The organism is Vibrio ouci (assembly GCF_004551525.1).
GTDB classification, from domain to species: domain Bacteria; phylum Pseudomonadota; class Gammaproteobacteria; order Enterobacterales; family Vibrionaceae; genus Vibrio; species Vibrio ouci.
The window spans coordinates 1-9,689 of sequence record NZ_SATR01000072.1; the positions used below are offsets into that span (position 1 = coordinate 1).

Annotated in this window: 6 protein-coding genes; all 6 read right to left on the reverse strand. The window is 46.6% G+C overall.

Translation table 11 applies throughout. The features are described from left to right. A partial coding sequence (gene traI, locus ELS82_RS22465) for a conjugative transfer relaxase/helicase TraI (protein ID WP_134837433.1) occupies positions 1 to 3,395 on the reverse strand: 3,395 nt, incomplete at its 3' end. A gap of 103 nt (positions 3,396 to 3,498) precedes the next feature. Continuing rightward, complete coding sequence (locus ELS82_RS26460) at positions 3,499 to 3,648, reverse strand: Hok/Gef family protein (protein WP_167489473.1); 150 nt, start codon at positions 3,646 to 3,648, stop codon at positions 3,499 to 3,501. Positions 3,649 to 4,122: 474 nt separating this feature from the next. Continuing rightward, positions 4,123 to 5,187, reverse strand: coding sequence for an RES family NAD+ phosphorylase (locus ELS82_RS22475; RefSeq protein WP_134837435.1), 1,065 nt, complete (start codon positions 5,185 to 5,187; stop codon positions 4,123 to 4,125). Beyond that, complete coding sequence (locus ELS82_RS22480; protein WP_134837436.1) at positions 5,188 to 6,099, reverse strand: sce7725 family protein; 912 nt, start codon at positions 6,097 to 6,099, stop codon at positions 5,188 to 5,190. After that, the gene (locus ELS82_RS22485; RefSeq protein ID WP_134837437.1) at positions 6,060 to 6,944 is read right to left on the reverse strand and encodes a sce7726 family protein; all 885 of its coding nucleotides are present in this window, start codon (positions 6,942 to 6,944) and stop codon (positions 6,060 to 6,062) included. Before ELS82_RS22485 ends, ELS82_RS22480 begins: the two co-directional genes overlap by 40 nt. 401 nt (positions 6,945 to 7,345) lie before the next feature. Beyond that, entirely contained in the window at positions 7,346 to 9,442 is a 2,097-nt protein-coding gene (traD, locus tag ELS82_RS22490; protein ID WP_134837438.1) for a type IV conjugative transfer system coupling protein TraD, read from the reverse strand. Positions 9,443 to 9,689 lie beyond the last annotated feature (247 nt).

A 9,689-nucleotide genomic window follows, 5' to 3' on the forward strand; every position in this document is an offset into this window, starting at 1 on the left:
GTGAACTCTTTCGCTTGCTTATTACTGACCATGGAACTCTCATCAAGGAAGAACAGGGTATTTTTGTACGCTTCCGCTGAGGTGGCGCCGCGGCGCAGATTGGTTAATACATTCTCTAATGTCTGAGCGTTCACGCCTTTATGCTCTAATTCACTGACCGCTGAGTGGGTTGGGGCAAGGCCAATGATTTGTTCCGGTTGGTTTCGGCCAACCCGGGTCACATGATCAATGAGGGCGATATTGGTTTGGAGCATGGTGGATTTACCTGTGCCGGCTAAACCCTGAATGGCGACAAAACTGTCCTTGGTAGTTGAAATAAGATGAATCGAGTTCTTTTGGCCATCAGAGAGGTGAGCGTGAGCGTTGAGGTAGGAATGGACTTGCTTTGAAGTCGCGAACGGCTTGTGTTGTCCTTTGCCTCGCTCAATATTGCCGAGGATGTGTTTCTCGGTTTCAATCGCTGCTTCTGTCGTCCAGCGTGTCCCATCACTGTATTCGGCTGAAAGGGCATCACTGCGTTTAGCCAGCTCTGCTTGAATGTGCGTCTTGGTGATAGGGCGGTTAGCTTCTTCAAACGCATAACGCACCGCTTCAATAACCAGATTTTTTTGCGTGAATCCCGCTTCCTTTTCTAAAAGGTGGTTCAGCGCGAAATTGACGGCTTTCTCTAATAGGGGCGCGTGCTGCTCTTTGGAGAGCAAAGCGATGGCTTGCTCAATGTCGTATCTGAGCGTGGGCTCCGTGGCTTGCGATAGATAGCGATCATTGACCATGTGGGTATGCAGAACTCGCTCGATGGCTGACGGTCTCACTTCTGCTTTTTCTAATGCCTGCTGGGCTTTTTCAGGATGATCCGTGAAGATATCTAAGCGAGTGCTGTTTTCTGTCAGGTCATTGAGTAGCGCTTTTGAAAGCGTAAACGCTTTTCCTGACAGTAAGGTATGCGCTTTGGGCTCAAACTGGTTAGCGGAATGGGCATAATCGTAGCTGAGTGGGGCGTCTTTGAGGTTTTGAATGGAAAGGGTCCTTGATTGGCCTTGATGATTGGTGAACGTTAAGGTGTCTTTGGATATAGACGTGACAAGGTAACGCTCGCCAGCCTCTATTTGTGACGGAAGGTGTTTACCAGTGGCCATGATGTGTTCGCCTTGTGAGATTTCAAGGCAATCAGGCTTAAACAACTGCATATTCATTGACGTAAATTCCCTGGAAGAGGGATCGAAGGTATGCGCTTTCCCCTCGGTCTTACTTAAGGCTTCTAACGTGTTGGATGCCTTATCGACACTGGCGATCACAAAGTCGTGAGGTTTTCCGTTTTGCCACTGTCTGAGCGTCATACCGGCTTTGTAATACTTGGCCAACTCTCTCTGGGGCTGTGAGAGGTAATGAGCCTTTTGGGTGAACAAGGTGATGCTGGTATGTGAAAGTTGGCCCTCGTTTTTCAATGTGGCTCGGATCTCATCGGTTAATCGTCGTTGCTCAACCCCGGAGGTGGCCAACACCTGTGTGTTGGCTTTGTCAGGCAAATCGGCGTAGGTGCGGGCAATATTGTGTTCGTCTCGATGATGCAGTCGCACCAGACTGTCTGCCTGTTTGCTGTTGACCCAGGTATGCGTGGTGACATTCCCTTTGGTGTAGAGACCAATGGCGCTGTGCGCTTTCACCGCTTGTCTTCTTGATACGCAGTTAAGCAAAACCACTTTGCTGTTGGAGCGAGTGGCTGTGTTAGTCAGGGATATCAACTCTTCGGCGCTCATCTTGTTGGCATGGTCGACCAGGAGCACATCTTTATTGGTCAAAGGGAGCGCGGAGTGCAAGAGTTCGTATAGAGTATGACGTTGATCCTCTTGGAATAAGTGCTTAACCCAAGTGGCAAACGTGCGACTTTCTCGCGGTATGTTTTGCTGGTTTTGGCGATGGTGCAGAGCATTTTGAGAGATAAGCTGCACCCGTTTTCCGCTGTGATTGCCTACGTTCAGAAGGGTGCGTGCAATTTGCTCAGAGGAGCCAAAGACGTTGACCACATGAAATTGTTTGGTTGAACGGTAGATATCGGCCACTTTCTGGCGGTTATCCCGGGCGATGTTTAAACGGCTTAGGGTGGCGTTATCGACATTGGTGCGCATGTTATGACGGCGGCCTTTGGTGATGTCCATGAGGGCTTTTTCGTTTTGTAACATTGCATGAGAGGTGTAGTGACCTTTCTCAGCCAATGGCACCAGTTTTCCCTCCTTTATCCATTCATCGGCCACTTGCTTTATATCGATCGCATTGGCTTGTTGCCTCCCTTTGGTAAAGTCAGAGGCCGCAGTTTCAATGACTTTCTCAAGACTTAACGATGTGGAGTATTGGCCCAGGTGGGCGATGGCGCGGGAGAACGCCTCGTGAGCGCATCGCGTCGCGTGGGTGGTTTTGTGTGGGCTCTCCTGGCTCTGTTTGACTATAAGGGCAGGGTCAAGCCCGAGCCCTTTTACGGTTTCCTGCCATTGGTGATGTAAGGTGGCGTCGCTGTGGTACGTTTTACCTGGTCGGGTATCCAGGGCTGCGACATCTTTGGCCGCCCGGGAATCATGCCCGAAATCCAGCAATTGTTGGTCAATCTGCTGTTTACGCGTAGAGAACGCTTTATGCAGTGACTCAGGGACACCCTCAATATCAAACTGAGCGTTACCCAATCCTGTTATTTGATACCCAAGCTCTTGGGACGCCTTGGCCAACTGGCTTTGATAGAGCGCGCCATAGTACTTCTGAAAGTGATAAATGCGTTCACCACTGCCATTAATAACGCCTCCTTTTTGTTTTAAGTTGGACGCGAGCGTGCGTAAATTGCCTTCCAGATCCCGGGTCATATTGGCGGCGAGTGTGTGTGAGTGGATTTGCGGGTCGTTATTACGGCTGGTTTTATGGCGAACCACGGCAAAAATCATGGATTGGGTGTTGTGAAACTCTCGTTCACCCGTTTCGTTAATCTGTGTCACCTGAGCGACGTCTTTTTCAAGTTCTGAAAGGGCAAACTTCACCGCATTGTTGTGCGCGTCAATGAGGCGAGTGTCCCCACCGACTAACGCCAGTATGCTGACGTTTTTAGGGGCGGAGAAGGTCAGGTCGTAACCTGACTTGTGGTCGTTACGCTTGCCTTTAATCGTCTCTTCATTAAGCGTTCCTGACAGTACCGTTTCTAAGGTGTTTTGCTCAACGGGTTTGCCGAGCAATCCCGCTTGCTCCGCTAACTTTCCATACCAAAAGGTGTGTTCACATCGTTCTGTTTCTCTGAGGTAGTAGTTATCGTTACCGTCTTTTTCGAGAGTCGTGTCTGGCAGATCTTGGGAGCTTTCTTCGTTTAGGTAGTATTGAGCTGCGTTAGGGGCAGATTTTAGGGGACTGATGGACATCATAGTGGGGTTTCCTTAATGGGAACCACCAAGAGTGTGGGCGCTTAGAAACCAGGATCACAATGGGATAAAGAAAAGGGCAAGAGCAAGCTCTTGCCCTTTGACCTTACCTTACTTCGTAGGCAAGCTTGATGCTAAGGTCTTCTTGCTGATTTCTATACCGGACATCGCAGAGCGAACCGGTATAAAGCGCAGTTAAAATGACCGCCGTGATACAAACCACGACTAAGGCTCCGAGAACCGTTTTTTTAGGCATAACTTGCCTCCTATGAAGTAAGAGGCTATTATCAAGTTGTGAAACATGGTAAGGGCCTCGTTTGAATTTATAGTTCATTCGGGGCTTTTTCATATCCATGTTTGGGCTAGCGCTTACACATGGTTATGTCTAAGCGCCCGTGAGCATTGTAGCAAAATGCAGAGGGATGGCTACTCTGTGGTGGTTGATACATGCTTTAGCATGATGCAGTGTTGAATGAGGTAATCGTGATGTTGCGGTTGGCTGTGCAACAATGGCTAACGAAATAAGAAGCAACGACTGATGGGGGCGGTGTGAAGTCACAAGCCAGGTTCATAACAAGACAATGAACCTGTATATACAGGTTTCGGAGGACCAGAACAAGTCTCTCGAGAATTCGTAAACGCCGCCACTGCTTGCAGACATTGCCATGTATATATTAAAGATCTTTACGATTTATTATTGGAACTCCATCCAGTAATAAAACAAAGAAGCTTAAACCTTTTCTACCTCAACAGAGACCGAAGTGACCGTATGTGCAACCGGCTCTTCGATTACTACAGCGTCATCAGAAAACAGTACAACGTTTTTTCCTGAGCCATAGGAGCTATTGAAGATAATCCCATCATATGACTGGATACCTTGATATGAGCTAATCGTTCTCAAATACTCACAGATAAACTGCGTTGGAATATAGTCCAAATGTGATTTTTCTGGGAGCACTGGTTTTGATAGCTCTTCAGAAAACTGCTGTAAAAGGTTTAGACATTTCAACGTCAGTTCAATTTCTTCTTCTTCAAACTTCAGAAGGGCAATTTTCTGTTTTGGTGCGGTCAAATCTACCAGTTTCAAATCCTTTGCTGCAATAACCTTAGATACGTAGATTTTTGCACCATTGCTTGGCCTTACTTCTTGGCAGCAAGTATCGAAGTCTTCGGCAATATACAGATATGGGATGCCGACGGGATTCGCTCTTCCCGCCGAAGCAATTTCAGCTGGAGGACTTCCCATTTCATTGCGGCCCAGAGCCTTCTCAGAAACTCTTGCTCTATAAAAAATAGAACCGCTATCTCGAGGACGACTTAAAGCGTCAACCGTTCGAAGAAAAACAGCCGCTTCTTTCGTTATTGCTTCTTCATTGTTGATCTCGTTGATGAAGATTTTACCGTAAAGAGAGTTGTTCGGGAAAAAACGGTTTTCTCTAATTAAGTGGTTTTTAAAAGCGTTCCACGCATCTTGATATTCAGCAATCCCTTCATTTAGAGCGAATCTTTTTTCGTTAAAACCATCACCCATTATCTGTGTAATTAACTCACAAGGCCGCAGGACAGTTTCTGAAACAATTTTCAACTCATCAACATAGACTTTTTGAATTTCTTCTCCGTACTCATCTTCAACTATGCAACCAAGCACTAGCTCAAAAAGGCCTGTCAATTTATCAGGAGTAATGCACAGAACCTCATCAGAATTGCAGAAAGAGCAACGAGTAATGTCACCTTCTCTCTGTATCAACTCAATGATGGCGCTATCTGTGAAACAATTTAAGCAACACTGAGACATTTATTTACCCTGTAGATAGTTGCATACTGTTTCGATATGGTGTTCCATCGAGAGTTTTTTTACCTGTCCTAATCCAGGGAAATGCCCACTGTTATGCAGCTTTCGAAACCCATCCAGTGCGCTTGATTGATAAAAAATGCTTGGGGTTTCATCTGCTTCAGAAATGAACTTAGCCAATGCTTCTGCAAATTTACCTGCTGGGTCAGTTGGCGTCCCATCGTCTGTAGATGAATAGTGGCGGATAAACATCTCATCAAACATATCTTCATTAATATACGAAGCGTGGATAGTTACTACATACGCTGGACCTCCCGATTCACTATACTCACTGCCTATCATTGTATAGTCACCAAAGCCAATAACGTTTCTCTGAGACGAGAATGTTGCGTGCAGATGTGAAAATGAGGACTCCTTTAGGTAGTCCGCATTTCTTTTCTGCTTACGAAAGAAATCACCGAGAAGAACAACGTTGTTTAGCCTATTTATAGCAAGTGGTGGAAGGTCATAGTCAACAACTACCAACTCTGCATCTTGAGCGAGTGCGATACCTTCTTTGTCAACTCCTTCAGTGATCTGTATTGCGAAAGGTTGTTTTAACCGACTTATACTTTCACGGGCAGATGCAGACTCTCCACCTCGTATTACTGCGCAAGGTAAGTAACTAAGTTCGTTACCTTCCAACTCGTCTAGTAAAAAGTCATGATCGTGAGAAAATTCACCGACTGTAGGGTTTATAACAATAAGCGGAGAAAAGCCTTTATCATTGATGTGTTTAACAGTTCTTATAAGGGGGGATAAGTTACGTCTTACTGGCTCGATTAAAGGTCTAAAATAATCTGGCGAAATGAATTCTGATAGCTCTCTAATAGCTATCAGCTCAAACTGCTTTCCTCTGAGGTATGGGAAATACATCTGCTCTCCTTACAAGCTCCGAATATGCTCTTTAGCGCTTCAACTTGGAGACTGGAAAACTGATAGCTAATAGCTGCATTTATCAAGGAGCTAGGTAACGCATTCAATAAGTTACTATCATTTAAACGCTTTTCCTTTAGAACTTCAATGAAACTTGTTGCAATTTGTTCTGGATCTACAGTTTTGAGAGCTGACTTACAAAAGCTGACGAGTTTGCTATTGGGAACAGAGGGGATAACGCCAGTGTTTCGCCTAACTAATTCTATATATTCTTCTTTTCGTAAAGATTTGACCAATAAATCAACGTTTATCGGATCAACCCGAGGTGTTGCTGCACGCTTTTCACTAAAATAGTTCTTTCGAGTGAGTTCCAGAACTCCGACTCTTTCGTCAGCCGCTTTCAGCACACTCTCGAGATTTTTTGCAGAACATACGACATAGACTTCATCAAACAACTTGAGGTAATCATTCAATTGCTCTTCTAAACGGTTTAGCGTGTCATACTCTGATTTAATTTCATAACATGTAGACTTACCATTTAGGATGACACAATCTGCTTTACTACTACCAACTCGAAATTCAGATAGCATGGTTGCAGTTTTTAAGGAGTGACGCCCCAGTAACCTTCTGCGAGCTATTGTGTTTTTGAAGTAGTATTCCGAACGATACTCTTGGCTTAAACGTTGATAAGTGTGATCATAGATATCACAAACAGCAATCTTACTAACGTCTTGATTCAAAAACTCTCTAGCCACTTTTTCCACATAGGAATAGTCACCGTCAGCCAAAGCTGCCAGCTTATTGCTATTGAATAATTTTGATGCTTCTCTAGCTCTAATTGTCATAACTTCGATTTAGGGGGCACATAAAGAACGCGCACTATACCTTTTCCACATAATGATAGACAATAGCTCACATGACATTATTTAAGTATTGCTGAATACTTAATATTCCGCACACTTAACACAAAAATTTTACCTCTATCAATGTCCGAGCTTGAGTCGTTTATTAGGCGTGATTTGCCTCCTATGAAGTAAGAGGCTACTATCAAGTGGCAAGTTGCTAGACATGGTAAGGGCCTCGTTTGAATTTATCGTTCATTCGGGGCTTTTTCCTATCCGTGTTTGGGCTAACGCATACATATGGTGATGTTTAAGCGCCAGTGAGCACGGTGCCAAACTGCAGAGGGATGGTCACTCTTTGGCGATGTGATATCGTGGTTCGCGAGCGGAGTGACTCAAACCCGTCAATCGCTCAAATCTCCGATTTCTGCCTCCCGGGTGATAGAGGCTTCTTCGATATTTCGCTGCGCTTCCTCCTGATAAGCTTGCTCTTGTTTGATTCGAGGGGCTTGATTGACGAGCTCGCTCACGGTGTCGCTTTTTATCGCTTTCTGAATTTGATCCGTTTCCGTTTTCATCTGCGCGTCATTCTCAAAGGTTGCCTCCTGAGCGTCGGTTAATTTTCGACGATCTTCTTCGTTGAGATACAGGCCCGGCGCAACACACTCATGGTAAATCGCTTGTTCGTAGACTTTAGTCATGGCGGATGACAGCACAATGGCCCGCTTATCAAACGAGGCACAAATATCGCGCATTTTGTCGAATTCCAGATCGAGCCGGGTAATGAGATCAATGCCCGGTGAACGCAGATAGCACTGCAGGTCGTCAAGTGCCTGGATCTCACTGGCGGAGACGACCGGGCGGGTAATGGTTTGGTGACCAAGAGAGACGCCGTCACGTAAGGTGTTGGCGCCATAAGACACGTTCTCTTTTGACACATCCACTTCCTGTTCACCTAACTCTTTCGCTGCGATGCGAGCCATTGGCTCCGAGGGCGCTCGAAAGAAGAAACGTGTGTTGAGCAAATCGAACATCTCTTCCGCGGCATTCTTGCCATAGGTTTTTACGAGTTGGGCATACGACTGAATGCCTATCAGATAGCACCCGCCAAACTTTCGAACTTCAGCAATGATCGCGCCCAGTTCAGGCAGTTTATGCAGGCTTGGCATTTCATCCATGATGACCCAAATACGGCGCTTGTCGTCTTCCTGCAGCCCCAGAATGGCGTTAGAGGCGATGGCCAGCCACATTGAGATAAGTGGCCTTAATGAGGCGTGCTGCTGAGCACTGCTCGATAGAAACAGAAACCCGTTTTGTTCATCATTTTGCACCCAGTCGGTGATCGAGAACTTTTGTTTGAATGTATCGGGGCGCTCTGGGTGGTTCAGACCATCTAAAAAGCGCAGGCTCTTGATGTACGTGGCCAGCACCGATTTGATGGAAATCGCGGTCTTTTTAATGTCCTTTGAAACGAGTGAAGCCGACTCGGTCCCTTCCAGAAAGTTGCCCAGAGTGTCGAGTTCCGAGGTTAAGATGAGACTGAGCAGGCGCTCGGTGGTACAAGGCTTATTCGTGTCCTGGCTCATCCGGTAAGCGGTGGAGGAGAAGATGGTTCGGGCGGAATCCACCCAGAATGGATCGCCTTCACCATGCTGGGGGATCAAGGCGGCCGCCATATTTTCAAAATCAGGGGCTTCAGTCGCATCACACCACACATCCCAGTTGGCGCAGCGTTTATCAAACGGGTTGAGGATAATGTCGGTAGCAGGGTTATAAAACTTGCCCGTAAAGGTGCATCCCTTGTCGTAGATGATGGCTTTATCGCCTCGTGATCGTATCCACCGAACCAGTTTGCGTATCATGATTGATTTACCCGCCCCGGTGGTGCCATCAATGAGTAAGTGCTGAACCTCGAAGTACTGTTTCAAAAGCGCGTGACCATCGATTTTGAAACCGGATATTGAACCGTCGCCATAGCCTCGTTTCTTATGGGCTTTAGCGCGCTGTTTGAGCTCTTTGGTGATGGCTTCAGGAGGGGCTAAGCGAAAGCCACGAATATGAAAATCTTCACCTTGCTTCTCACCTTGTTCGTTGAAAAAGCGTAAAACGAGCAGGAAGAGGGCCATACCAATGACGAAAGAAACAAGGAAGTAGAGCTGAAGGTGATGCCAAAGCGTGGTGTGGATCTCAAGCAGGACGGGGTTTTGCAGTTGAGAGGCGAGCGTGTCCGTATAGCGCTGGCCTTCCCAAAGGGTGGTCACCGAGCTGTCGAGCGGCTTACCCAGCTTAGCGTACAGAACATTACGCAAGTAATAGAACTCACCCCAGAACGCATTGGCAGGGGAGGTGAAATAAGTAAGAAGTAAGGTTAAGGCAACCACTCCCCAGCTAAGGAGTTTGACAAGCTTATTGTGGACTTGAAAGAACATGGTAATGGCGTGAAAGGTGACCTGGCCTCCACGGGTAAAGTGATTGCTTTTCTTGCGGTTAGTTGGGTGCATAAGCATTCCTCTAATGAAAAAGAGAGTCACAAAGGGGTTGCGAATAGCTTGGGAATAACGCAGTACGCCGCGTGACATCGATAACGCGACGTAGGTGTGGAGGTTGACTCAAAGGCAGCGGTAGCGCGTCATGAGTGAGAGATTGCTATGGGACTCACTGGACGGTGGATAAATGTGTGTTGTGCTCGCAAGGGTATGTGCTCTCCAGGCTCTCAATGACAAAGTCTGAAGTGCTGCCAAAGTTGGC